This window comes from Geodermatophilus sp. CPCC 205761, assembly GCF_051383655.1.
In the GTDB taxonomy this organism is placed as follows: Bacteria; Actinomycetota; Actinomycetes; order Mycobacteriales; family Geodermatophilaceae; genus Geodermatophilus.
Map to the genome: position 1 here is coordinate 1 of NZ_JALPKQ010000003.1, position 25090 is coordinate 25090.

General features: G+C 74.9%; 23 protein-coding genes. 11 read left to right on the plus strand and 12 right to left on the minus strand.

The window, feature by feature from the left end; genetic code table 11:
• On the plus strand, positions 1-771 hold a 771-nt coding region (locus MY526_RS02435; protein ID WP_436703159.1), incomplete at its 5' end, for an SCO7613 C-terminal domain-containing membrane protein.
• A 123-nt stretch (positions 772-894) separates the two neighbouring features.
• Here the strand turns inward: MY526_RS02435 and MY526_RS02440 are convergent.
• From MY526_RS02440 to MY526_RS02475, 8 genes are read right to left on the minus strand one after another with little or no spacing between them, the layout of a single operon-like run.
• Positions 895-1290, minus strand: coding sequence for a metal-sulfur cluster assembly factor (locus MY526_RS02440; protein WP_436694570.1), 396 nt, complete (start codon positions 1288-1290; stop codon positions 895-897).
• Positions 1287-1766 carry a Fe-S cluster assembly sulfur transfer protein SufU gene (gene sufU, locus MY526_RS02445; RefSeq protein WP_436694569.1) on the minus strand — a complete coding sequence of 160 codons (480 nt, stop codon included), beginning with the start codon at positions 1764-1766 and terminating at the stop codon, positions 1287-1289. Before sufU ends, MY526_RS02440 begins: the two co-directional genes overlap by 4 nt.
• 3 nt (positions 1767-1769) lie before the next feature.
• The gene (locus MY526_RS02450; RefSeq protein ID WP_436694568.1) at positions 1770-3113 is read right to left on the minus strand and encodes a cysteine desulfurase; all 1344 of its coding nucleotides are present in this window, start codon (positions 3111-3113) and stop codon (positions 1770-1772) included.
• Positions 3110-3931: a Fe-S cluster assembly ATPase SufC gene (gene sufC / locus MY526_RS02455; RefSeq protein WP_436694567.1), complete on the minus strand. Its 822-nt coding sequence runs from the start codon at positions 3929-3931 to the stop codon at positions 3110-3112. Before sufC ends, MY526_RS02450 begins: the two co-directional genes overlap by 4 nt.
• A 10-nt stretch (positions 3932-3941) precedes the next feature.
• Positions 3942-4286 carry a non-heme iron oxygenase ferredoxin subunit gene (locus MY526_RS02460; protein WP_436703160.1) on the minus strand — a complete coding sequence of 115 codons (345 nt, stop codon included), beginning with the start codon at positions 4284-4286 and terminating at the stop codon, positions 3942-3944.
• Complete coding sequence (sufD, locus tag MY526_RS02465; RefSeq protein WP_436694565.1) at positions 4283-5608, minus strand: Fe-S cluster assembly protein SufD; 1326 nt, start codon at positions 5606-5608, stop codon at positions 4283-4285. The genes MY526_RS02460 and sufD overlap by 4 nt, the downstream gene beginning before the upstream one ends.
• Positions 5608-7050: a Fe-S cluster assembly protein SufB gene (sufB, locus tag MY526_RS02470; protein ID WP_436694564.1), complete on the minus strand. Its 1443-nt coding sequence runs from the start codon at positions 7048-7050 to the stop codon at positions 5608-5610. Before sufB ends, sufD begins: the two co-directional genes overlap by 1 nt.
• Positions 7047-7877 carry a helix-turn-helix transcriptional regulator gene (locus MY526_RS02475; RefSeq protein ID WP_436694563.1) on the minus strand — a complete coding sequence of 277 codons (831 nt, stop codon included), beginning with the start codon at positions 7875-7877 and terminating at the stop codon, positions 7047-7049. Before MY526_RS02475 ends, sufB begins: the two co-directional genes overlap by 4 nt.
• Positions 7878-7991: 114 nt before the next feature.
• Between MY526_RS02475 and MY526_RS02480 the strand changes: the two genes are divergently transcribed.
• Complete coding sequence (locus MY526_RS02480) at positions 7992-8906, plus strand: COX15/CtaA family protein (RefSeq protein WP_436694562.1); 915 nt, start codon at positions 7992-7994, stop codon at positions 8904-8906.
• 76 nt (positions 8907-8982) lie between these two features.
• Here the strand turns inward: MY526_RS02480 and MY526_RS02485 are convergent, their stop codons facing one another.
• A complete protein-coding gene (locus MY526_RS02485; protein ID WP_436694561.1) occupies positions 8983-9951 on the minus strand; it encodes a ScyD/ScyE family protein in 969 nt (322 codons plus the stop codon).
• Positions 9952-10105: 154 nt separating this feature from the next.
• The gene (locus MY526_RS02490; protein WP_436694560.1) at positions 10106-11026 is read right to left on the minus strand and encodes a heme o synthase; all 921 of its coding nucleotides are present in this window, start codon (positions 11024-11026) and stop codon (positions 10106-10108) included.
• 368 nt (positions 11027-11394) lie between these two features.
• Here MY526_RS02490 and tkt point away from each other — a divergent pair, with 368 nt between their 5' ends.
• The 9 genes from tkt (at position 11395) to MY526_RS02535 (ending at position 24194) form a co-directional block, all read left to right on the plus strand.
• Positions 11395-13608 (plus strand): transketolase, encoded by a 2214-nt coding sequence (gene tkt / locus MY526_RS02495; protein ID WP_436694559.1) that lies wholly within the window; start codon positions 11395-11397, stop codon positions 13606-13608.
• Between the two features lie 90 nt (positions 13609-13698).
• Entirely contained in the window at positions 13699-14805 is a 1107-nt protein-coding gene (tal, locus tag MY526_RS02500) for a transaldolase (protein WP_436694558.1), read from the plus strand.
• Between the two features lie 10 nt (positions 14806-14815).
• Positions 14816-16396: a glucose-6-phosphate isomerase gene (locus MY526_RS02505; protein ID WP_436694557.1), complete on the plus strand. Its 1581-nt coding sequence runs from the start codon at positions 14816-14818 to the stop codon at positions 16394-16396.
• Between the two features lie 107 nt (positions 16397-16503).
• Entirely contained in the window at positions 16504-18021 is a 1518-nt protein-coding gene (gene zwf, locus MY526_RS02510) for a glucose-6-phosphate dehydrogenase (RefSeq protein WP_436694556.1), read from the plus strand.
• Between the two features lie 40 nt (positions 18022-18061).
• Positions 18062-19159, plus strand: coding sequence for a glucose-6-phosphate dehydrogenase assembly protein OpcA (locus MY526_RS02515; protein WP_436694555.1), 1098 nt, complete (start codon positions 18062-18064; stop codon positions 19157-19159).
• A 73-nt stretch (positions 19160-19232) separates the two neighbouring features.
• Positions 19233-20048, plus strand: coding sequence for a 6-phosphogluconolactonase (gene pgl, locus MY526_RS02520; RefSeq protein WP_436694554.1), 816 nt, complete (start codon positions 19233-19235; stop codon positions 20046-20048).
• A gap of 3 nt (positions 20049-20051) precedes the next feature.
• Entirely contained in the window at positions 20052-23123 is a 3072-nt protein-coding gene (locus MY526_RS02525; RefSeq protein WP_436694553.1) for a BTAD domain-containing putative transcriptional regulator, read from the plus strand.
• 37 nt (positions 23124-23160) lie between these two features.
• Entirely contained in the window at positions 23161-23946 is a 786-nt protein-coding gene (locus MY526_RS02530; protein ID WP_436694552.1) for a PIG-L deacetylase family protein, read from the plus strand.
• 89 nt (positions 23947-24035) lie between these two features.
• Positions 24036-24194: a hypothetical protein gene (locus MY526_RS02535; protein ID WP_436694551.1), complete on the plus strand. Its 159-nt coding sequence runs from the start codon at positions 24036-24038 to the stop codon at positions 24192-24194.
• A 51-nt stretch (positions 24195-24245) separates the two neighbouring features.
• Here MY526_RS02535 and MY526_RS02540 read toward each other — a convergent pair whose 3' ends face one another.
• Together MY526_RS02540 and secG are read right to left on the minus strand one after the other, a co-directional pair.
• On the minus strand, positions 24246-24587 hold the full coding sequence (locus MY526_RS02540; RefSeq protein WP_436694550.1) for an RNA polymerase-binding protein RbpA: 342 nt from the start codon (positions 24585-24587) through the stop codon (positions 24246-24248).
• Positions 24588-24727: 140 nt separating this feature from the next.
• Positions 24728-24961: a preprotein translocase subunit SecG gene (secG, locus tag MY526_RS02545; protein ID WP_436694549.1), complete on the minus strand. Its 234-nt coding sequence runs from the start codon at positions 24959-24961 to the stop codon at positions 24728-24730.
• Between the last annotated feature and the right edge of the window lie 129 nt (positions 24962-25090).

The window sequence follows — 25090 nt, forward strand, 5'->3', positions numbered from 1 at the left end:
GTGCCGCCGGCCGCGTCCCACCCGCTGGCAGGGCTGGCGCAGGTCGCCCGGGCCGCGCTCGGCGTGGCCCACCGGGTGCGGCGCGGCGCGCAGGCGGCGATCGGCGTACCGGCGCCGCCCGTGCCCCCGTCACCGCCGGATCCGGCCGCCACCGACCGCGGCACCCGCCGCGACACCGAGCCACGCCCGGTGCGGGAGCGGCCACCGACCCGGGACGAGCGGATCGCGGCCGTGGCGGCCTCACCCGCCTGGCGGGCGGGCGCGGCGCAGCTGGTGCTCGCCGCCTGGCTGCTCGCCGCCGTCGCCGAGTGGCACGTACTGGAGGTCTACACGCTGCCGGCGGCGCTCGGCCTGCTGGTCGCGGCCGGCCCCCGGGTGGCGACCGGCCGGTCGGCGGCGGCCTGGGGGCCGGCGCTGTGGGTCGCCGCCGCGCCCTCGGTCGCCTACGCGGTGCTGGCCCCGGGCAGCCAGCGACCGGTGGCCGTGTTCGTCGTCGCCGCGACCGCGATGGCGCTGGGCGCGTGGCGGTCCGTGCGGGCCCCCGTCGTCGCCGGGGGCGTCACCGCCGTGACCCTGGCACTGGGGCTGCTCGCGGTGCAGCTGCCGCTGCCCATCGCCGGCGCGCTGGTCGTCGGAGCGGCCCTGCTGGGCGTCGGTGCCTGGCGGGAGCAGCTGCTGCGCCGGCGGCGGCAGGAGTCCGACGCCGGGGGGACGCCGGAGCCGGCGGGTCACGCCGACGGCTTCCGCACCCGGCTGGCCGACATGCGCTGAAGAGGAACCCCTCTGCCCCACGCCTCACAGGCTCGTCGCGGGACCCCGGTGAGGTGCTGGAATGGCCCCCTTCCAGGGCCCCGCCCTGAGCCTGCGAAGGGCGGGGAGGAAGGGGGCCATTCCTCAGACGCGGAAGCCGAGGGCGCGCAGCTGCTCGCGGCCGTCGTCGGTGATCTTGTCGGGGCCCCACGGCGGCATCCAGACCCAGTTGATCCGGATGTCGTCGACCAGGCCGGGGCCGGGGCCACCGGTGAGGGCCTGGCGGGCCTGGTCCTCGATGACGTCGGTCAGCGGGCAGGCCGCCGAGGTCAGCGTCATGTCGATGACGGCGACGTTCGAGTCGTCGACGTCGATGCCGTAGACCAGGCCCAGGTCGACGACGTTGACGCCCAGCTCGGGGTCGACGACGTCGCGCATGGCCTCCTCGACGTCCTCGATGAGCGCCGACTTGTACGCGGGCAGCTCGGCCGCCGTCGCGTCGGTCGCGGCCGGCGTCGCGTTCTCGGTGGTCTCGCTCATGCCTGCTGGCCTCCAGTCGGGGTGGCGTCAGCGACCGACAGAGCTCGGGCGCTGGCGTCCTTGAGAGCCATCCAGCTCATCAGTGCGCACTTGATCCGGGCGGGGTACTTCGACACGCCGGCGAACGCGACGGCGTCCTCCAGCTCGTCCTCGAGCTTCTCGGCCACCGCGGCGTCGCCCTTGCTCTGCATCAGCGTCATGAAGTGCTCGCCGGTCTCGAGCGCCTCGGGCACGGACTTGCCGATGACGAGGTCGTACATCGCCGACACCGAGGCCTGGCTGATCGAGCAGCCCATCCCCTCGTAGGAGACGTCGGCCAGCGTGTCGCCGTCCAGGTGCACCCGCAGGGTCACCTCGTCGCCGCACGTCGGGTTGACGTGGTGCACCTCGGCCTCGAACGGCTCGCGCAGTCCGCGGCCGTGCGGGTTCCGGTAGTGGTCCAGGATGATCTCCTGGTACATCGACTCGAGCTGCATGCTCTAGTCCGCCCCATTCCCGTTGGGCACAGCCGGGGCAACGCCGAAGAACGTCTGGGCCTTCCGGATCCCGTCGGCCAGGGCGTCGATGTCGTCGTACCCGGTGTGCACGTAGAAGGTGGCCCGCGTCGTCGCCGGGACGCCGTAGCGCCGAACGACCGGCCACGCGCAGTGGTGCCCCACCCGGACCTCGACGCCGAGGTCGTCGAGGACCTGGCCGACGTCGTGCGGGTGGATGCCCTCGACGGTGAAGGAGACCGCGCCGCCGCGGGCCACGGTGTCGGGCGGGCCGATCACGGTGACCCCGGGGATCTCGGCCAGCCTCGCCAGCGCGTACCCGGTCAGCGCCTCCTCGTGCGCCTGCACGTCGGCCATGCCGAGGCCCTGCAGGTACTCGACGGCGGCGGCGAGCCCGATCACCTGCGCGGTCATCGGCACCCCGGCCTCGAACCGCTGGGGCGGCGGCATGAAGGTGCTGCCCTCCATGCGGACGACCTCGATCATCGAGCCGCCGGTCAGGAACGGTGGCAGCGCGTCGAGCACGTCGTACCGGCCCCACAGGACGCCGACCCCGGTCGGGCCCAGCATCTTGTGGCCGGAGAACACGAGGAAGTCCGCACCCAGGGCGGCGACGTCGACCGGCTGGTGCGGCACCGACTGCGCGCCGTCGACCAGCACCAGCGCACCGACCTCGCGCGCGCGGGCGACGATGCCGCCGAGCGGGTTGATCGTGCCGAGGATGTTCGACTGCTGGGTGACCGCGACCAGCTTGGTGCGCTCGTTGACCACGGTGGCCAGGTCCGAGAGGTCCAGCCGGCCGTCGTCGGTCAGCCCCAGCCAGCGCAGGGTCGCGCCGGTGCGCTCGCACAGCTGCTGCCAGGGCACCAGGTTCGCGTGGTGCTCCATCTCGGTCACGACGATCTCGTCGCCCTGGCCGACGGCGTACCGGCGGAACTCCGGCTCCTTGGCGGTGGCAGCGTTCGACAGCGCGTAGGCGACGAGGTTGATGCCCTCGGTGCTGTTGCGCGTGAAGACGATCTCCTCGGCCGGTGCGCCGATGAACGCGCCGATCGTGGCGCGGGCCGCCTCGTAGCGGCCGGTCGCCTCCTCGGCGAGCTGGTGCGCGCCCCGGTGCGGGGCGGCGTTGCAGGTCTCGTAGAAGTCGCGCTCGGCGTCCAGGACGCTGCGCGGCTTCTGCGAGGTGGCCCCGGAGTCCAGGTAGACCAGCCGCTTCCCGTCGCGGACGGTGCGGGTCAGGATCGGGAAGTCCGCCCGGATCGCCTCGACGTCCAGAGGCAGGGGCGTCTTCTGCGCCCCGGCTTCGGGACGCGAGACGGTCTGGGTCATGACTGGAGGACCTCCGCTGCGGCCTTCTCCGCGCTGGCCTGCTCGTTCGAGTCCTTGACGTACGCGGCGTAGCCCTGGTCCTCGAGCTTCTCCGCCAGCTCCGGGCCGCCCTCCTCGACGATCCGGCCGCTGACGAAGACGTGCACGAAGTCGGGCTTGATGTAGCGCAGGATCCGCGTGTAGTGCGTGATCAGCAGGACGCCGACCTCGCCCTCGGCGCGGGTGCGGTTGACGCCCTCGGAGACGATCCGCAGCGCGTCGACGTCGAGGCCGGAGTCGGTCTCGTCGAGGATCGCGATGCGCGGCTTGAGCAGCCGCATCTGCAGGATCTCGTGGCGCTTCTTCTCACCGCCGGAGAAGCCCTCGTTGACGTTGCGCTCGGCGAACGCCGGGTCCATCTCCAGGGCCGCCATCTCGGTCTTGACGTCCTTGACCCAGGTGCGCAGCTTCGGCGCCTCGCCCTTGACCGCGGTGGCCGCGGTGCGCAGGAAGTTGGAGACGCTCACCCCGGGCACCTCGACCGGGTACTGCATGGCGAGGAACAGGCCGGCGCGGGCGCGTTCGTCGACGGTCATCGCGAGGACGTCCTCGCCGTCGAGGGTCACCGTGCCGCCGGTGATCGTGTACTTGGGGTGGCCGGCGATCGAGTAGGCCAGGGTGGACTTGCCCGAGCCGTTCGGACCCATGATCGCGTGGGTCTCGCCGGCGCGGACGGTCAGGTCGACGCCGCGGAGGATCTCCGTGGCGTCGTCGCCCTCACCCACGGTGACGTGCAGGTTGCGGATCTCCAGCACGCTGCCGTTCTGGGGGGTGGTCACTTCTCGCTCCTCAGTTGCTGGCCGCGGGAACGGAGGCGTCGACGTCGACCAGGACGTCGTCGCCCTCCACCCGGACCGGGTAGACGGACACCGGCTCGGTGGCCGGCAGGTTGGTGGGCTCGCCGTTGCGCAGGTCGAAGCACGACCCGTGCAGCCAGCACTCGATGGTCGGGGCGCCGCGGAACTCCTCGACGTCGCCCTCCGACAGCGGGACCTCGGCGTGCGAGCAGAGGTCCTCGATCGCGTAGACCTCGCCCTCGAAGCGGACGACCGCGACGTCGACGTCCGCGAGCTCGACCCGCAGCGAGCCGGTCTCCGGGACCTCGGTCAGCGCGCACACCCGCTCGAAACTCACTCGGAGACCTCCACCGGCTGCTCGTCCAGGCCGGGCAGGGCGCCGAGACGGGCCTCGATCGTGCCCATCAGGCGGTCCTGCAGCTCCGGCAGGCCGATGTGCTGGACGACGTCGGCGAAGAAGCCGCGCACGACCAGGCGGCGGGCGGTCTCGGCGTCGATGCCGCGCGAGCACAGGTAGAACAGCTGCTCGTCGTCGAACCGGCCGGTGGCGCTGGCGTGCCCGGCGCCGACGATCTCGCCGGTCTCGATCTCCAGGTTGGGCACCGAGTCGGCGCGGGCGCCGTCGGTGAGCACCAGGTTGCGGTTGAGCTCGTAGGTGTCGGTGCCGGTGGCCGCCGGGCGGATCCGCACGTCACCCACCCACACCGTGTGCGCCTTCTCGCCCTGCAGCGCGCCCTTGTAGAGGACGTTGCTGGTGCAGTTGGGCACCGCGTGGTCGACCCACAGCCGGTGCTCCTGGTGCTGGGTCTCGTCGGCGAAGTAGACGCCGAACAGCTCCGCGGTCCCGCCGGGGCCGGCGTACTGCACGTTGCTGACCAGCCGGACGAGGTCGCCGCCGAGGGTGACCACGACCTGCTTGACCGTGGCGTCGCGGCCGACGACGGCGTCGAACTGCGCGCCGTGCACCGTGCCGGGCGCCCAGTCCTGCACCGAGACGAGGGTGACCTGCGCGCCGTCGCCGACGAGCAGCACGACCCCGCCGGAGTACCGGGCCAGGCCGCTGTGGTCGAGGACGACGGTCGCCTTCGCGAACGCGCCCACCTCGACGACCAGCTGGCCCCAGACGACCTCGTCGGACCCGGTGCCGGACAGCCCCAGCCGGACCGGGCGGTCGAGCTGGGCCTCGGCCGGCACGCGGACGACGGCCGCGCCGCCGCTGCGCTGCCGGGTGAGCGCCGCCAGCCGGTCGACCGGCTCGGGCAGCCCCTTGATCAGCGGGTCGTCGGCCTCGACGCTGGTCAGCTCGACGCCCTCGGGGAGCTCGGTGTCCCACTGGAGGTGGGCGTCGGAGGGCGCGCCCTGCAGCAGCGGGCGGATGCGGCGCATCGGGGTGAAGCGCCAGTCCTCCTCGCGGCCGGTGGGGTCGGCGAAGGCGTCGGGGTCGGTCGAGGTGAACCGCTCGGCCGGGGAGCCGGTCGGGGCCGGTCCGCCGTGGGAGTGCGCGCCCGGCGTGGCGCGGCCGGCCGTCGCCGTCTCCGACGCCGGGGTGGTCGGCGGGCCGGCCTGCGCACCCACGCCGGGGGCGAACAGCTCGCCGGCGAGGGTGGCCGGCGCGACCGCGACGTCCTCGGTGGTGCTGGGGGTGTTCTGCTCCGGCATCAGCCGACGGCACCTTCCATCTGCAGCTCGATCAGGCGGTTCAGCTCGAGGGCGTACTCCATGGGCAGCTCCCGGGCGATCGGCTCGACGAAGCCGCGCACGACCATCGCCATGGCCTCGTCCTCGGACAGGCCGCGGCTCATCAGGTAGAAGAGCTGGTCGTCGCTGACGCGGGAGACGGTCGCCTCGTGACCCATGGCCACGTCGTCCTCGCGGACGTCGACGTAGGGGTAGGTGTCCGACCGGCTGATCGTGTCGACCAGCAGGGCGTCGCACTTCACCGTCGACCGGGACCCGTGCGCGCCCTCGTCGATCTGGACCAGTCCGCGGTAGGACGTCCGGCCGCCGCCGCGGGCCACCGACTTCGACACGATCGTCGAGGAGGTGTTCGGCGCGGCGTGCACCATCTTGGCGCCGGCGTCCTGGTGCTGGCCCTCGCCGGCGAAGGCGATGGAGAGCACCTCGCCCTTGGCGTGCTCGCCGGTCATCCAGACCGCGGGGTACTTCATGGTGACCTTGGAGCCGATGTTGCCGTCGACCCACTCCATGGTCGCGCCCTCGTGGGCGATGGCCCGCTTGGTGACCAGGTTGTAGACGTTGTTCGACCAGTTCTGGATGGTCGTGTACCGGCAGCGGGCGTTCTTCCTGACGATGATCTCGACGACCGCGGAGTGCAGCGAGTCCGACTTGTAGATCGGCGCGGTGCAGCCCTCGACGTAGTGCACGTAGGCACCCTCGTCGACGATGATCAGCGTCCGCTCGAACTGGCCCATGTTCTCGGTGTTGATCCGGAAGTAGGCCTGCAGCGGGATCTCCACGTGCACGCCCTTCGGCACGTAGATGAACGAGCCGCCGGACCACACCGCGGTGTTCAGCGCGGCGAACTTGTTGTCCCCCGACGGGATGACCGAGCCGAAGTACTCCCGGAAGAGGTCCCCGTGCTCCTTGAGCGCGGTGTCGGTGTCGAGGAAGACGACGCCCTGGTCCTCCAGCTCCTTCTGGATCTGGTGGTAGACGACCTCGGACTCGTACTGCGCGGCGACACCCGAGACCAGCCGCTGCTTCTCGGCCTCCGGGATGCCCAGCTTGTCGTAGGTGTTCTTGATGTCGTCGGGCAGCTCCTCCCACGAGGCCGCCTGGGCCTCGGTGGAGCGCACGAAGTACTTGATGTTCTGGAAGTCGATGCCGGAGAGGTCCGAGCCCCAGTCGGGCATGGGCTTGCGGCCGAAGAGCTTGAGCGCCTTGAGCCGGCGCTCGAGCATCCACTCAGGCTCGTTCTTGCGGGCCGAGATGTCCCGGACGACGTCCTCGCTCAGACCACGCTTGGCCGACGCTCCGGCGACATCGGCGTCAGCCCAGCCGTACTGGTAGCGGCCGAGCTGGTCGATCTGCTCGTCCTGCGTCAGCGGCGTACTGGTCACCGGCTGCTGGGTGCTGGTCATACGGGCGTCCTCTCCCGGTCGATCGTGGGGGCGGTGCTGGTGGACGGGGCGGTGCGCACAGTGGCCGTCGTCGGCCGCGCTCCTCGCTCACCTGGTACAGGTCTTTCGGGGGTCGGTCTGTTCCCTCGCCGCAACGGGCCGGGGATGTGTGTGGTGCAGATCCCGTCGCCGTGGGCGATCGTGGCCAGGCGCTGTACGTGCGTACCCACCAGGCGGCCGATCACCGCGGTCTCGGCCTCGCACAGCTGCGGGAACTCCGCCGCCACGTGCGCCACCGGGCAGTGGTGCTGGCAGAGCTGCCCGCCGCTGGAGATCGCCGAGGCCGAGGCAGCGTAGCCCTCGGCCGTGAGGGCCACGGCGAGCACCTGTGCCCGGTCGACGGTCCCGCCGCCCGCGGCCTGCTCCACGGCCGTGGAGCAGCGCCGCTCGAGCCCGGCGAGCTGGGCCTCGGCGACCGCACGGACGGCGTCGGGCCCGCCCGAGGCGGCGACGAACCGCAGCGCGGTCAGCGCCAGGTCGTCGTAGGCGTGCGGGAAGGCGCTGCGGCCGGCGTCGGTCAGGTGGAACAGCCGCGCGGGACGGCCCCGGCCCCGGCGGCCGCCGGGAGCCTGCCGCTCCTCGACCTGTCCGGTCGCGACGAGGGCGTCGAGGTGGCGGCGGACGGCGGTCGGCGAGACGCCCAGCCGGCCGGCCAGCTCGGTCGCCGTCTGCGGACCGTGCTCGAGCAGCAGGGCGCTGACACGGTGCCGCGTCCGGCCGTCGTCGGTGGTCGCCGACGGGCGGGACGGGGGCGCCATGCCCCCGACGTGCACGCTGTCGCTTTCCACAACACAAGTGTTACCTATTTCCGGCCGCTCGCAACCAAGGCTGCCCTAACCCGCCCCTTGCGCCGGACGCGCCTGTGATCGATGCCACCAGGAGCCACCGCCTAGCATCGGGGGGTGCCGGTCTCCCCTGCCGTCGTCTCGCGTCTCGCCCTGGCCAACGCCGTCGCCAACGGCGCCATCGTCCTCACCGGCGGGGCCGTCCGACTGACCGGCTCGGGGCTCGGCTGCCCCACCTGGCCGCGGTGCACCGACGCGAGCTTCGTCGCCACCCCCGAGCTGGCCGGCCACGGCGTCATCGAGTTCGGCAACCGGCTGCTGACGTTCGTCCTCGCCGCGGTCGCGATCGCCACCGTGGTCGCCGTCTTCCGCTCCCCGCGGCGGGACCTGCGCGGGCTCGCCGTCATCGCGTTCCTCGGCATCCCCGCCCAGGCCCTGCTCGGCGGCGTCACCGTGCTCACCGGCCTCAACCCGTGGACGGTCGCCGCGCACTTCCTGGTCTCCTCGGGGCTGGTCGCCGTCACGACCGTGCTGTGGCTGCGGTCCCGCGAGCCCGGCGTCGGCCGGCCGCTGGTCCGCCGCCCGTTCGAGCTGCTGGTCGGGGGGATCGCCGCGGCGACCGCAGGGGTCCTCGTGCTCGGCACCGTCGTCACCGGCAGCGGGCCGCACAGCGGCGACCCCGAGGCAGGCCGCACCGGCTTCGACCCGGAGCTGGTCAGCCAGCTGCACGCCGACTCGGTGTTCCTCCTGCTCGGGCTGACGATCGCGCTCCTGGTCGCGCTGCACGCCACCGACTCGCCCGGCCGGATCCGGCGGGCCGCCCGCGACCTGTTGCTCGTCCAGCTGGCCCAGGGCGTCGTCGGCTACGTGCAGTACTTCACCGACCTGCCGATCGCCCTGGTGCTGCTGCACATGCTGGGCGCGGTGCTGGTGACGGCGCTCACCGCCCGGCTGGTCTGGTCGGTGCGCGGCCCGGCCTCCGACGTCCCGGTCGGGGCACCGGCGCCCCGGGTCTCGGCCCGCACGCACTAGCCGGTCGCCGACGGGTCGTCGTCTCGACGGCTGGAGGCGACGACCCGTCGGCGCGGTGCGAGCACGTGGTCCGGTGCTACGACAGGTCCACCCGCCAGACCTCCCCGTCGTACGTGACGATGTAGGCCGCGCCGCGGGTCACCTCGAGCGACGTGGGCCGGTCGAGCGGCTCCGCGACGACGTCGAAGCCGCCGTCGTCGACGCGCAGCAGCTGGCCGGTGTCCGGCACCGCGGGCGTGGCCGGCGTCCCGCCCGCGGGGAAGGCTCCCTGGGACAACGCGTACTCCGCGTGCCGGCCGAACTCCACGTCCACCAGGAGCCGGCCACCCGACGCGACGTCCCGCACGCGGTCCGAACCGACGCGGAACGAGACGATGCGCCCGTCCTCGGGCCGGTGCGGCACGGGCCCGGCAAGGGCGAGGTGGACCCGGCGTCCCTCGCCGTCCAGACCGGTCGGCACCACGTTGCCCAGTTGCAGGACCGAGCGCACGTCCCCATCGGGGTCGGCGCGCAGCACGCGGTTGTGGTTGCCGTCGGTGATCAGGAAGCCGCCGCGGAAGGGCTGCATGGCGTAGGGCACGCCGCCCGGGGCCTCCCCTCCCACCGGCGGCGGGTTCGCCCGGGAGAAGGCGCCGGTGTCCGCGACGACCGTGCAGGTGTCCTCGTCGTCCACCCGGTACACCCCGGTGACCGCGTCGGCGACCAGCCCGACCAGGACGTACATCGTGTCGTCCAGGAACGCCACGTCCATCGCGCCACCGGCCGTGGCCGCCGCCCCCCGGAGCGGCAGGCACGTCGCGACGACGGTCACCTCGCCGGTCCGGCGATCGATGCGGGACACCTCGCCCGCGGTGGGCTCGGTGACGTACAGGTCGCCGTCGGGACCGATCGTGCTGCCCGAGCCGCCGCCCAACCCGGATGCGAGCAACCGCGCCTCGGTCGGCTCACGCTGATCGTCGTGGCCCTGCGCCACCCCTGGTACCGCCAGCCCCGCCCCCACCACCGCGAGGACGAGCAGAGACCGGTTCCGGTGTCGTGGGTGCATGGTCGGACCTCCCCCTGCGCCGCCGTGCCGCACGCGCGGGTGCCTCCGCCGGCATCCCCGTCCCGGGCCCGACGTGCGGAGCCGGTCTACTCGGGTCGCCGGGGTGGGACAAGGGGTTTCGATCCGGCTCCGTCCGGAGGCTCGGAGCCGTCGCTCAGACGAGGACGTCGACGATGATCGCGACCGACACCAGGGTCATGTAGGTGATCGAGATGTGGAACAGCTGCATCGGCTTGGTCTCCGCGCCCGAGCGGATGCGGCCGAGCAGCCGGTGCGCCTCGATCGCGAACCACAGTCCCAGCCCCGCGGCCGCGGCGGTGTAGATCCAGCCGATCCCGAACCCGTCGGCCACCGGCCACAGCAGCAGCGAGATGGCGACCGTGGCCCAGGTCCACGCGACGGTCTGCCGGCCGACCGACTGCGCAGCGGCCACCACCGGCAGCATCGGGACGTCGGCGCGGGCGTAGTCGGACCGGAACCGCATGGCCAGCGCCCAGAAGTGCGGCAGCTGCCAGCAGAAGACGACGCCGAAGAAGACCACCGCCGGCCAGTCCAGGGACCCGGTGACCGCGGCCCAGCCGATGAGCACCGGCGCCGCCCCCGGCACCCCGCCGAACAGCGTCGAGTGCCGGGTGTGCCGCTTGAGCACCATCGTGTAGAGGACGGCGTAGTAGACGATCGCGCCCAGCGCCAGGGCCGCGGCCAGCAGCGTCGTGGTGGCGGCCAGCAGGGCGACCGAGACGACGGTCAGCACCAGGCCGAACACCAGCGCCCCGCGCGGGCTGACCTCGCCCATCGGCAGCGGCCGCCGCTCGGTGCGGTGCATCAGCCGGTCGATGTCGCGGTCGTACCAGCAGTTGAAGACGTTGGCGGCGCCGGCGGCGAGCGTGCCGCCGACCATGGTGGCCAGCAGCAGCCGCCAGGACGGCCAGCCGCCGACGGCGAGCATCATCGCCGGCAGCGTGGTGACCAGCAGCAGCTCGATGATCCGCGGCTTGGTGAGGGCCACGTAGTTGCGGATCGTGGCCGAGGCGCGACGGGCCTGGACGGCCGGGCGCTCGGACAGCGCCGTCACCGCGAGGCCTCGGGCACACAGGTGCGCGGGCAGGGCACCACCGGGCACCTGGACAGCACGGGGTCCCTTCCGACCGGGGACAGCAGAACGGGGACCACTGTAGCCCGCGGTGCCCCCCTGTCCTGGCGGGCATGACCGGCGTCCCGTCGCGGCAGACGGCTAGGGTCGATCACGTTGGTGCTGCGCTCGCAGCGGGTAGGGCCGACGTCGACGACGACGGTGCGTCCGGGTCCTGCACCGCAGGACCGGGGTGGCGCGCGCCAGGCCGGTCGCTGGAGCTCGGCACCGTCGTCCGCCCGGGGTCCGACGGCCCCACCGAGCGTCCCGGGTGGTCCCGCACCGGCCGACCCCGAGGGAGCACGCGAGAGATGGGAACCAAGAGCACCGAGTCCGAGGCCCCGGCCGAGGCCGCGAGCGACGCCCCGACCGGCAACCCGACGCAGCCCTCCCCCACGCTCCCCGACGACTTCGGGGACATGGACCGCCGGGTCATCGACACCGCCCGGGTGCTCGCGATGGACGCCGTCCAGAAGGTCGGCAACGGCCACCCCGGGACGGCGATGAGCATGGCCCCCACCGCCTACCTGCTGTTCCACAAGTGGCTGCGGCACGACCCCACCGACCCGAACTGGGCCGGCCGCGACCGGTTCGTCCTGTCGATGGGCCACTCGAGCCTGACGCTCTACGTCCAGCTGTTCCTGTCCGGCTACGGCCTGGAGGTCGAGGACCTGCAGGCGCTGCGCACCTGGGGCTCCAGGACCCCCGGCCACCCGGAGGTCAACCACACCCCCGGCGTCGAGACCACCACCGGGCCGCTGGGCCAGGGGGTCGGCAACGCGGTCGGGATGGCGATGGCGGCCCGCCGCGAGCGCGGCCTGCTCGACCCCGAGGCCGCCGAGGGCGAGAGCCTGTTCGACCACACCATCTGGTGCTTCGCCTCCGACGGCGACCTGGAGGAGGGCGTCAGCGGCGAGGCCTCGTCGCTGGCCGGCACGCAGCGGCTGGGCAACCTCGTCCTCGTCTACGACGACAACCGGATCTCGATCGAGGACGACACGAACGTCGCCTTCACCGAGGACGTCGGCAAGCGCTACGAGGCCTACGGCTGGCACGTGCAGCGGGTCGACGACGGTGAGGACCTCGCCGCGGTCGACGCCGCGTTCGCCGCCGCGGTGGCCGAGACGGGCCGGCCCTCGATCGTCGTGCTCCGGACGATCATCGCCTGGCCCGCGCCGAACAAGCAGAACACGGGCGCCGCGCACGGCTCCGCGCTCGGCGAGGCCGAGGTGAAGGCCACCAAGGAGATCCTCGGCTTCGACCCCGAGCGGACCTTCCAGGTCGACGACGAGGTGCTGGCGCACGCCCGCTCCGTCGTCGAGACCGGCCGCAAGGCCCGCGCCGAGTGGGACGAGCGCTTCGCCGCCTGGGAGCAGGCGCAGCCCGGGCGCGCCGCGCTGCTGGCCCGCATGCGGGAGCGCCGGCTGCCCGAGGGCTGGGCCGACGGCCTGCCGTCGTTCCCGGCCGACGAGAAGGGCGTGGCCACCCGCAAGGCCTCGGGGCAGACGCTCGCCGCGCTCTACCCCGAGCTGCCGGAGCTCTGGGGCGGCTCGGCGGACCTGGCGGAGAGCAACAACACCGCCGTCGAGGGCGAACCGTCGTTCCTGCCGGCCGACCGGCAGACCAAGATGTGGTCCGGCGGCCCCTACGGGCGCACCCTCCACTTCGGCGTCCGCGAGCACGCGATGGGCGCGATCATGAACGGGATCGCGTTGCACGGCGGCACCCGCGTGTACGGCGGCACGTTCCTGACCTTCTCCGACTACATGCGCGGGGCGGTCCGGCTGGCGGCGCTCATGCAGCTGCCGGTCACCTACGTGTGGACCCACGACTCGATCGGGCTGGGCGAGGACGGCCCCACCCACCAGCCGATCGAGCACTACGCCGCGCTGCGGGCCATCCCGGGGCTGGACGTCGTCCGGCCGGCCGACGCCAACGAGGTGACGGTGGCCTGGCGGACCATCCTCGAGCACAACGACCGGCCGGCCGGGATCCTGCTGTCCCGGCAGAACCTGCCGGTCTTCGACCGTGAGCGGTTCGCCTCCGCCGAGGGCGTGGCCCGCGGCGCCTACGTGCTGGCCGAGGCCTCGAACGGCGCGCCCGAGCTGATCCTGCTCGGCACCGGATCCGAGGTGCAGATCGCCATGGCCGCCCGCGAGCGGCTGGAGGCCGAGGGCGTGCCGACCCGGGTCGTCTCGGTGCCCTGCGTCGAGTGGTTCGCCGACCAGGAGCAGGCCTACCGCGAGGAGGTCCTCCCGCCGTCGGTGCGCGCCCGGGTCAGCGTCGAGGCGGGCGTGCCCATGGGGTGGCGCGAGTTCGTCGGCGACGCCGGCCGGATCGTGGGCCTCACCCACTACGGGGCCAGCGCCGCGTACTCCGTCCTGTACGAGCAGTTCGGCCTGACCGACGAGGCGGTCGTGACCGCCGCGCGGGAGAGCCTCGAGGCGGCGCGGTCCGGCACCGCCGTCCCGGCCGGTCCCGTCCCGGCCACCGGCGGACTGCCGCACCCGACCGGCGACCGCTGATGAAGGACCCCGCTGTCCCCCACCACTCGCAAGCTCGCGGCGGGCCCCTGCAGCGGGGCCGCTCCAGGCCCAACCACGAAAGGCAATGACATGGCACAGAACGAGAAGCTGGCCGACCTGTCGTCGGCGGGGGTCGCCATCTGGCTCGACGACCTGTCCCGCGACCGCATCCGCAGCGGCAACCTGCAGTCGCTGGTCGACGAGTACAGCATCGTCGGGGTCACCACCAACCCGACGATCTTCGCGGCGGCGATCAGCGGGTCGGAGCTCTACGACGACCAGCTGCACGCCCTCGCCGTCCGGCAGGTGAGCGTCGAGGAGGCGCTGCGGACGATCACCGGCGCCGACGTCCGGGACGCCTGCGACCTGCTCGCTCCGGTCGCCCAGCGGCAGCCCGGCGACGGCCGCGTCTCCCTCGAGGTGGCCCCCGGCCTGGCGCACGACACCGACGCCACGGCCGCCGAGGCCGCCCACCTGTGGTGGCTGGTCGACCGGCCGAACCTGTTCATCAAGATCCCGGCGACCGAGGCCGGGCTGCCGGCGATCACCACGTCGATCGCCCGCGGCATCAGTGTCAACGTCACCCTCATCTTCAGCCTCGAGCGGTACCGGGCGGTCATGGACGCCTACCTCGCCGGGCTGGAGCAGCGGCTGGCCGACGAGCCGGACGCCGACCTCACCGGCATCGCCTCGGTCGCGTCGTTCTTCGTGTCCCGCGTGGACACCGAGATCGACAAGCGGCTGGACGAGGTGGGGGCCGACCCGGCGCTCAAGGGCCGGGCCGGCGTGGCCAACGCCCAGCTGGCCTACCAGGCCTACGAGGAGGTCTTCTCCTCCGACCGCTGGAAGGCCCTCGAGGCCAAGGGCGCCCGGCCGCAGCGCCCGCTGTGGGCCTCGACCGGCGTCAAGAACCCCGACTACTCCGACACGCTCTACATCAGCGAGCTCATCGCCCCCGGCACGGTCAACACCATGCCGGAGAAGACGCTCATGGCCTACGCCGACCACGGCGCTCCCGGCACCCCGGTGCAGAAGAGCTACGACGAGGCCGCCTCGGTCATGCAGGCCGTCGCCGACGCCGGCGTCGACCTCGACGACGTCTTCCGCGTCCTCGAGGAGGAGGGCGTGCAGAAGTTCGTCGACTCGTGGGACGAGCTGACCGAGTCGGTGCGCACCCAGCTCGAGGACAAGAAGTGACCGAGGGCCGGTGACGCTGCGGTTCGCCTGCGCGGGCCTGGACGTCCCGCCGGCGGTCCGTACCCAGGTCGCCGACGACGACGTCGCCGCCCGGCTCGCGGCCGAGGACCCGACGCTGTGGGGTCCGGACGCCGCGGCCGGGACGGCGGCCCGGCTGGGCTGGCTGGACCTGCCCTCGACGTCCCGCGAGCTGGTGCCCCGGCTGGCCGCGCTGCGCGCCGAGCTGCAGGCCGAGGGCCTGGACCGGGTCGTGCTGTGCGGCACGGGCGGGTCCGCGCTGGCGGCCGAGGCGGCCTGCCGGACGGCGGGCGTCCCGCTGGTCGTCCTCGACGGCACCGACCCCGGCCAGGTGGCCGCGGCGACCGCCGAGCTGGAGCGCACGGTCGTCGTCGTGACCTCGGGCACGGAGACGACCGACGCCCACCGCCGGGCCTTCGTCACGGCCTTCGCCGCCGCGGGCCTGGACGAGGCGCGGATCGGCACCCGGTTCGTCGTCGTGACCGGCCCCGGCTCCCCGCTCGCGCAGACCGCGGCGGCGATGGGCGCCCGCGCGGTGTTCCTCGCCGAGCCGGGCCTCGGCAGCCGGTACGGCGCGCTGTCGGCGTTCGCGCTGGTGCCGGCCGCGCTGGCCGGGGCCGACGTCGGCGCGCTCCTCGACGAGGCCGTCGAGCTGGCCGAGGACCTGGTCAAGCCGGACAACCCCGCCCTGGAGCTGGGCGTCGCCCTCGGCGCGGGCTTCCGCACCGGCCGGGACAAGGTCGCCCTCGCCGACGGCGGCTCGTCCCCGGCGGGGTTCGCCGGCTGGGCCGAGCAGCTCATCGCGGGGTCCACCGGCACGCAGGGCCGCGGCCTGCTGCCGGTGGTGGTGGAGTCGGTCGACGCCCCCGGCGCCACCGGCGCGGACACGCTGCTGGCCGTCGTCGGCGGCGACCCCGTCGCCCCGGGCCCGTCGGTCGGCGTGACCGGTCCCCTGGGCGCCCAGTTCCTCGCGTGGGAGTACGCGACCGCAGTCGCCGGCCGGGTCCTCGGGATCGATCCCTTCGACCGGCCCGACCCGGACGAGGAGGACCCGCCGGTGCCCGAGGACGGCGTGCCGGAGCAGCGGCCGGCCGCGACGATCGGGGCGGTGCAGCTGTCCGGCGTGAACGGCGTCCTGGACGCGGTGGACCTCTCCCAGCACGACGGGGTCGCCCTGGCCCTGGCCGCCGTGCTGGCCGCCGTCCCGCCGCGCGGCTACCTGGCGGTCACCGCCCACCTCGACCCCGGGCGCGACGCCCGCGCGGCCGCGCTCCGGGCGGCGCTCGCCGCCCACGGCGATCGTGCGGTGACCTTCGGCTGGGGTCCGCGGACGCGGTCCACCACTGGTCCCTACCACCAGGACGGCCCGCAGACCGGGGTGTTCCTGCAGATCACCGGCGACGTCGACGACGACCTCCCGGTGCCCGACCGGCCGTACTCCTTCGGCGACCTCCAGGCGGCGCAGGCGGCCGCGGACCGGCAGGCCGTGGCCGACCGCGGCCGGCCGCTGCTGCACCTGCACCTGACCGACCGCGCCGCCGGCATCGGCCAACTGCTCGACGCGCTCGGCTGAGCGCCGTCCAGCAGGATCGGTGCCGGAGACTTGTCCTGCGATCCGCCCCGTCGGCCGGTCCACCGCCGCGCCGGACGACGGGTCCCCGCCGACCTCGAGGACGGAAGATGATCCCCAACCCGCTGCGCGACCCGCGGGACCGGCGGCTGCCCCGCGTGCCGGAGCCCTGCGCCCTGGTCGTGTTCGGCATCACCGGCGACCTGGCCCGCAAGAAGCTGCTGCCGGCGGTGTACGACCTGGCCAACCGCGGCCTGCTGCCCACGAACTTCGCCCTGCTCGGGTACGCCCGCCGCGACTGGGGTGACACCGACTTCGCCGAGCTCGCCCGCGAGGCCGCCCGCAAGGCCGCCCGCACGCCGTGGCGCGAAGAGGTGTGGGAGCGGCTGGCCGGCAGCGTCCGGTTCGTGCAGGGCTCGTTCGACGACGACAACGCCTTCGACCAGCTCGCCGAGACCCTCGGCGAGCTGGAGGGCACCCACGGCATCGGCGGCAACGCGGCCTTCTACCTGTCCATCCCCCCGGCCATGTTCCCCATCGTGCTCAAGCAGATGCAGCGCACCGGCATGGCCGACAGCACGCCGGACCGCTGGCGCCGGGTGGTCGTGGAGAAGCCCTTCGGCACCGACCTGGCCTCCAGCCGGGAGCTCAACGCGCTGGTCGACTCGGTGTTCAGCGCTCAGGACGTCTTCCGCATCGACCACTACCTGGGCAAGGAGACCGTCCAGAACCTGATGGCGCTGCGGTTCGCCAACACGCTGTTCGAGCCGATCTGGAACGGGCACAACGTCGACTCGGTGCAGATCACGATGGCCGAGGACGTCGGCATCGGCGGGCGGGCCGGGTTCTACGAGGAGACCGGCGCCGCCCGCGACGTCCTGCAGAACCACCTGCTGCAGCTGCTCGCCCTGACCGCCATGGAGGAGCCGGTCGAGTTCTCCGCCGAGGAGATCCGCACCGAGAAGCTCAAGGTGCTCCGCGCCATCTCGCTGCCCGACGACCTCGCCACCTTCGCCATCCGCGGGCAGTACGAGCAGGGCTGGCTGGCCGGCCAGCGGGCCAGCGGGTACCGGCAGGAGGAGGGCGTCGACCCCGAGTCGACCACCGAGACCTACGCCGCCGTCCGGCTGGGCGTGGAGACCCGCCGCTGGGCGGGGGTGCCGTTCTACCTGCGCACCGGCAAGCGGCTGCCGCGGCGGGTCACCGAGATCGCGCTGGTGTTCAAGCGCGCGCCGCACCTGCCCTTCGCCGACACCGACACCGAGGAGCTCGGCAACAACCAGCTGGTGGTGCGGGTGCAGCCCGACGAGGGGGTCACCCTCAAGTTCGGGTCGAAGGTGCCCGGCAGCGTCATGGAGGTCCGCGACGTGTCGATGGACTTCCTCTACGGCGAGCAGTTCACCGAGGTCAGCCCCGAGGCCTACGAGCGGCTGCTCCTCGACGTCCTGCTCGGCGACGCGACCCTGTTCCCGCGCAACGCCGAGGTGGAGGCCTCGTGGACGGTGATCGACCCGCTCGAGGAGTTCTGGGCCGGGACGACGCCGCACGCCTACCGGGCCGGCGAGTGGGGCCCGCGGGCGGCCGACGAGATGCTCGCCGCCGAGGGTCGACGGTGGCGGCGGCCGTGACGCGCACCCGCGGTACAGCCACCCGACTGGAGGAGACGCCATGACGACCCTGTGGGACACCACCGGATCCGCGGTGGTCAAGGAGCTGGCCGCCCAGCGGCGCACCGGCGGGGCCGTCCTGTCCGGGGTTGCGCTGACCCTGGTGGTCGTGGCCGACGAGGGGCGGGTCGAGGAGGCCGAGGAGGCCGCCACCGCCGCCTCCGAGCAGCACCCCTGCCGGCTGCTCATCGTCGTCCGCCGGCAGATCGAGGCCCCGGCGCCTCGGCTGGACGCCGAGGTGCTGATCGGCGGGCGGCTGGGTCCCGGCGAGGCCGTGGTGATGCGGATGTACGGGCGGCTGGCCCTGCACGCCGAGTCGGTCGTGCTGCCCCTCCTGGCCGCCGACGCGCCGGTCGTCACCTGGTGGCACGGCACGCCCCCCGAGCGACTGGACACCGACGCGCTGGCCGTCATCGCCGACCGCCGGATCACCGACAGCTCGCTGGCCGACGACTCGCTGGCGGCGCTGCGCACCCGGGCCGAGGACTACGCGCCGGGTGACACCGACCTCGCCTGGACCCGCAGCACGCCGTGGCGGGCCACCCTCACGTCGACGGTGGACTCGGTGGCGGGCCGGCGCGGGGACGTCGTCCGGGTGCACGGCGGTCAGGTCGAGGGCGATCCGCGCAACGCGACCGCCCTGCTGCTGGCGGGCTGGCTCAGCGCGCGGTGCGACACCGAGATCCCGGTCATCGAGGGCGAGCGGCGGCCCGGGCCCAGTGGGGTGTCCTCCGTCGTCCTGCAGCTGGACCAGGACGAGGAGGTGCGGGTCACCGCGGACCGGCGGGGCGGCGCCGTCATCGCCCAGCCGTACCGGCCCGAGGCCATGGTCGCGCTGCCGGACCGCCAGCTCGGCGACCTGGTCGGCGAGGAACTGCGCCGGCTGGACCCCGACGAGCCGTTCGCCGAGGCGCTGGAGGCGACGACCGGCACGTCCGGCCTGTCCCGGCGCTCACCGGTGCGCTCGCACGTGTGGTTCGACCCGACCGACGTCCGCGGCGGGGACGGCGACCCGCTGCCCACGGTGCCGCCGACGTCGGCGGGTGCCGAGGAGGTCGCCGAGCACGGCGAGCAGGACACCGAGGAGGTCCGCACGTGACCGGGCTCGCGACGTCACCGAGGAGCACGGCAGCCCGGCGCGCGCGTCGGCCGAGCGCCGGCGAGGCAGGCTCGTGAGCCTCCCCCCGGGGGACCGGATCGCCGCGCAGCTGCCCGAGGACGGGCGTCCGGTGCCCGACGTCGTCGTCGAGCCCGACGCCGACCGGCTGGCCCGCGCGGTCGCCTCCGCCCTGGTCGCCCGGCTCGCGGCGGCGCAGGCGGTGCACGGGACGGCGTCGGTCGTGCTCACCGGCGGCGGGATCGGGACCGCCGTGCTCAAGCGGGTCGCGGCCCTCGCGGCCGAGCCCGAGCGGGAGCGGGTCGACTGGAGCGCGGTCGACGTCTGGTGGGGCGACGAGCGCTACCTGCCCGCCGGCGACGGGGAGCGCAACGAGACCGGTGCCCGGCGGGCGCTGCTGGACGCGGTCGACGTCCCGGCGGAGCGGGTGCACGCCATGCCGGCCGCCGACGCCGGCTTCGCCGAACCCGAGGACGCCGCCGCCTGGTACGCGGGGCAGCTGGCCGACGCCGCCCCCGACGGCGCCGCGCTCCCCCGCCTCGACCTGCTGCTGCTGGGCATGGGCGCCGAGGGCCACGTCGCCTCGATCTTCCCGGACTCGCCGGCCGCCGCCGACGACCGCCCGGTGGTCGCGGTCCGCGACTGCCCCAAGCCACCCCCGACGCGGATCAGCCTCGGCTTCCCGGCGATCAACAGCGCGGAGGAGGTGTGGCTGCTGGTCACCGGGGAGGCGAAGGCGCCGGCAGTGGCCCGGGCGCTCCGCGAGCGGCCCGGCCCGCAGCAGCTGCCCGCAGCCGGGGTGCACGGCCGCCGGGCCACCCGCTGGCTGCTGGACGCGGCCGCGGCGGGCGGGCTCGACTCCGCGGACTGACCGGTGGAGGTGCGGGTCCTCGGGCCGCTGGAGGTGCGCCGCGACGGCGTCCCCGTGACCCTCGGTGCCCGGCTGCAGCGGGCCCTCCTGACCGTCCTCGTGCTCGAGGGCGGCCGGGTGGTGCCCGCCGACCGGCTGGCCGAACTGCTGTGGCGCGGCGCCCCGCCGCCGAAGACGTCGGCGTCGCTGCACACCACCGTGGCGCACCTGCGCCGGGCGCTCGAGCCGGGGCGGACGCCGCGCAGCGGGCCGTCGGTGATCGTCAGCGCGGCGCCCGGCTACCGGCTCGCCACGGAGGACGTCGACGTCGACGCCGACCGCTTCGAGCGGCTGCTGGCCGAGGCTCCCGGCCTCGCCGGAGCCGACGACGCACGGGCGCTGCGACTGCTCGACGAGGCGCTCGGCCTGTGGCGGGGGCCCGCGCTGGCGGAGTTCGCCGACGAGCCCTTCGCCCGCCCGGCGGCCGACCGGCTGGAGGCGCTGCGGCAGAGCGCCGTCGAGCTGCGGGCCGGCGTCCTCGTCGCGCTGGGCGACGTCGCCCGCGCGGTCGCCGAGCTGCAGGCCCACCTCGGCGCCCACCCGCTGCGCGAGCAGGCCCGCGCGTCCCTCGCCCGGGCCCTCTACCTCTCCGGCCGGCAGGCCGAGGCGCTGGCCGTGCTGGGCGAGGGCCGCCGGCTGCTGCGCGAGGAGCTCGGCCTGGACCCCGGACCGGAGCTCCGGCGGCTCGAGCAGCAGATCCTCGACCACGACGACGCGCTGCGACCGGAGCGCCCGCCGGCCCCGGCCGCCCCGGCACCTCCGCCCGCCCCCGCGCCCGCGCCCGTCCGGCTCACCGGTCGGGACGAGGAGGTGGCGCTGCTGCGGTCCGTCGTCGCCTCCGCCGCCGGCGGGAGCGGCGGGGTGGTCCTGCTCACCGGCGACGCCGGGATGGGCAAGACCGCGCTGCTCGACGCGCTGCGCGACGCGGTGTCCGACGCCGGGGGCACCGCGCGCGCGACGGTGTGCCGGGACGGCCTGGCCGCGCCGCCGTTCTGGCCGGTGGTCCAGGTGGTGCGCGCGGCCGCCGCGACGCTGGGCCCCGACGCCCGGGCGCGGCTGGGCGCCCGGCTGGGGCCGCTGCGCGGGCTCGTGCCCGACCTCGGCGGGCCGGGTGACCCGGCGGCCGGCGGCGTGGACCCGGCGATGGTGCTCGTGCACCTCACCGACGCGCTCGAGGTGCTCCTGACCGGGCCGGACGGCGGCCGGCCGGCCCTGCTCGCCGTGGACGACCTGCACCTGGCCGACCCCGCGACCCTGCAGCTGCTCACCGGCCTGGCGCAGGGACCGGACCGCACGCCGCTCGTCCTCGCCGTCGCGCTGCGCACCGGCGAGGACGCCGACTCCCCCGCGCTGACCGACGCGCTGGCCACGCTGGGCCGGCTTCCCCGGTCGGTCCGGATCGACCTCGAACCCCTGCCGGACGACGCGGTCGCCCGGCTGGTGCGTGCGGCCGCCCCGTCCGAGCCGGGGGCCGCGGAGGTCGCCGCCGTCGTGGCCCGCGCGGAGGGCAACCCGTTCTACGCCCTCGAGCTGGCGCGGCTGCCGGCGGACGACCGGCCCGCGCCCGGGGTGGGCCGTCCGGTCGGCGGCGTGCCCGCCGCCGTCTTCGACGTGCTGCGCCAGCGGGTGCAGCGCCTGCCGGCCCCCGGCGAGGAGCTGCTGACCGCGCTGGCCGTCGCCGGGGAGCCGCTGGCGGTCGACGACGTCGCCGCGGTGAGCGGGGTCCCGCTGCCCACCGCGCTGCCGGTGCTGGAGGCCGCGGTGCGGGCGCGGCTGGCGGTGGACGCCGGCGCGGGACGGTTCGGCCTGGCCCACGGGCTGCTCGCCGACGCGCAGCGGGCCTCGCTGAGCAGCGCCCGGGCGGCCCTGCTGCACCGGGCCCTCGCCGAGCGGTTCGCCGAGCGGCGCGGCGCCGATCCCGGCGAGGCCGCGTCGATCGCCCACCACCACCTGGCCGCCGCGGCGCTCGACGGCGGTGCCGCGGCCCTGCCGTGGCTCGAGCGGGCCGCCGACGCCGCCCTGGCCGTGTCCGCCCTGGACGCGCTGCGCGAGCTCTCCGGCCGGCTGCTCGCCCTCCCGGCGCTGGCCACCGATCCCGACCGGGACCGGCGGGAGCTGCGGGCGCGCAGCCGGATCGGCTACGTCGACGTCTGGTCGGCCGGCTACGACAGCCCGTCGATCCGGGAGTACTGCCGGCTGGTCGACCACTGGACCGTCCCCGACCAGGCCCGCCCGGACGACCAGGAGCTGCTCTGGGTGGCGGGCCTCTTCCAGTGCCAGGTCGGCCGGCTGGACGACGCCGACCGCACCGCCGCGCGGATGGCCGCGCTCGCCGGGGGTCTGGACGACGCCACCGCCACCTACCTGGCCGAGGACATGACCGCCGTCGTCCGGTGGATGCAGGGCCGGGCCGACGAGGCGCTGGCCGCCCTGGACCGCGCCGAGGCGGTGTCCGCGGCGGCCGACCTGCGGCGGTCGCTGGCGTTCTCCCCGCCCACCCGCATCGCCGTCGTCCGGGCCCTCGCGCTCTGGCACGTGGGCCGGCGGGCGGACGCCCGCGCGCAGGCCGACCTCGCGCTGCGCGCGGCCGCGGCGGCCGGGCTGGGTGCCGCCGGGTTCGCCCGGCGCTGGGCGCTGGTCCTGGCGCTGCAGGACGGGGACCCCGACCGGGTGCGTGCCCTGGTGTCGATGGAGCTGGCCGAGACCTCCTGGGAGCGGTTCCGCTACCCCTCCGCCGTCGTCGCGTTCGCCGAGGGCTGGCTGCAGGTCCGCACCGGCGACCGGGACGCGGGGCTGGCCGCCATGCGCACGGCCCACGCGGTGCTGGTCGACCAGGGGCTGTCCGCCGGCCGCTCGGTCTTCCTCGGGCTCCTCGCCGAGGCCGCCCTGGCCTGCGGGGACCCGCGGCAGGCGCACGCCTACGGCACGGCCGGCCTGGCGATCGGCGAGCGCGGCGAGCGGTTCTGGACGGCACCGCTCGAGCGGGTGCGGGCGGCCGCGCTCGCCGCGGACCCGGGGGCCGACGTCAGTGGATGACAAGTCCCGGCTCAGTCGGCCGGCCGACCCTGACCCCATGACCGAGACGCTGCTCCGCGACCCCCTCCGGGAGATCCGTCCCGGCGACCGCTGGCTGGTCGCCGTCGCCCACCCCGACGACGAGTCCTTCGGCTGCGGCTCGACGATCGCCCGCGCCGCGGCCGCCGGGGCCGAGGTGACGGTCGCCTGCGCCACCCGCGGCGAGGCCGGGGAGCTGCCGCCCGGGGCGCCCGACTGCGGCGACCTGGGCGCGGTGCGGGAGGCCGAGCTGCACCGCGCCGCCGCCGCACTCGGGGTGGCGCGCGTGGAGCTGCTCGGCTACCGGGACTCCGGCTTCGACGGCCCGCCGCCGCCCGGGTCGCTGTGCGCGGCCGACCCGGCCGCCGTGGCCGCCGTCCTGGCCCGGCTGGTCGCGGACCTGCGGCCCACGGTCGTGATCGTCCTGGACGGCAGCGACGGCCACCGGGACCACCTGGCGGTGCGGGCCGCGGCGCGGGCAGCGCTCGCCGGGCCGGGCGGCCCCCGCCCGGCCCTCTACGAGCACTGCCTGCCCAACGCCCTGATGCGCGGCTGGCTCGAGGAGATGCGCTCGCTGCGGCCGGACACCGCCTACCACGCGCTGGACCCGGCCACGCTGGGCCGGCCGGACGACGAGGTCACCGACGTCCTCGACGTCAGCGGGGTGCTGGACCGGCGGGAGGCCGCCATCGCCGAGCACCGGTCGCAGGCCTCGCCGTTCGACGGGCTCAGCGAGCCGCTGCGCCGGGCGTTCCTGACGACCGACCACCTGGCCCGCGTCCCCCTCGGGGAGCACACTGCCTGACGCGACCGCTGCAAGCAGATCGCAAGCGGGCCTCCAGACGGCGGCGGCACAGTGACCGCACCCCGTTCCCACGCACCCCGGAGACTGCGATGACGCTCCCCGCCTCCACCCGCCCGGCCATCGACCGCCCCGCGGGCGCCGTCGTGCCCACTCCGGCGCTCCGGCACGCCGGCTGCTACTGGGACCACGAGCAGGCGGGCTGGGTGCGGTACGCACCGGTGCCCGCGCCCCGGCCGGCCCAGGACTGACGAGGCCCCCCGCAGGTCCCCCCGCGAGCGGTGGGGGCAGGGGGTACTCCGTCAGGCGCCCCGGCGGGCCCGGAGCTTGGCGAGCGCCTCCTCGAGGAGCGCGTCGCCGTCGGCGTCGCTGCGCCGCTCGCGGACGTAGGCGAGGTGGGTCTTGTACGGCTCCGTGCGCGGCGCCGGCGGCGGGGCCGCCTGGTCCTGCCCGGCGGGCAACCCGCAGCGTGGGCAGTCCCAGAACTCGGGGACATCGGCGTCGGAGGCGAACGCCACCCGCGTCTCGTGCCCCTGCGTGCACCAGTAACCGATGCGGCGGCGCGGAGCGGTCTCGCCGCGCTCGGCCTCACCCATCGGCCCTGCGCCGACCCGCGTCCCCCGGATCGCGTTCCCACCAGCCACGAGCGCCCCCTGTGCGTCCCCAGGTGATCGCGACCCCGGACGGGCCGCGCGCGCAGTCTAGGGCTTGGACGTCGCGATTCCGGTCACGTTTTGCGCGCGGGACCGTGCCGCGCGCGCCGCCGGACCCCCGGAGCTGCGGCTCAGACCTTGAGCAGGATGCCCAGGCCCACGATGCAGACCGCCCAGATGAGGGCGGTGAAGATCGTCAGCCGGTTCAGGTTCTTCTCGACCACGGACGAGCCGGCCAGCTGCGAGGAGACCGCGCCGCCGAACATCGAGGACAGGCCCCCGCCCTTGCCGCGGTGCAGCAGGATCAGCACCACGAGGAGCACGCTGGTCAGCACCAGCAGCACGTTGAGGACCAGCTCGATCATGCATCGAGGGTAACCGACCGCTCGCGCACCCCCGACCGACGCGGCCGAGACCGGCTGTCAGCGGCTCTGCCACCCGTCCGCATCCGCGCCCTGGTCCGCTCCTCGCTCGCCGGCGCTCGCTGCGATGCT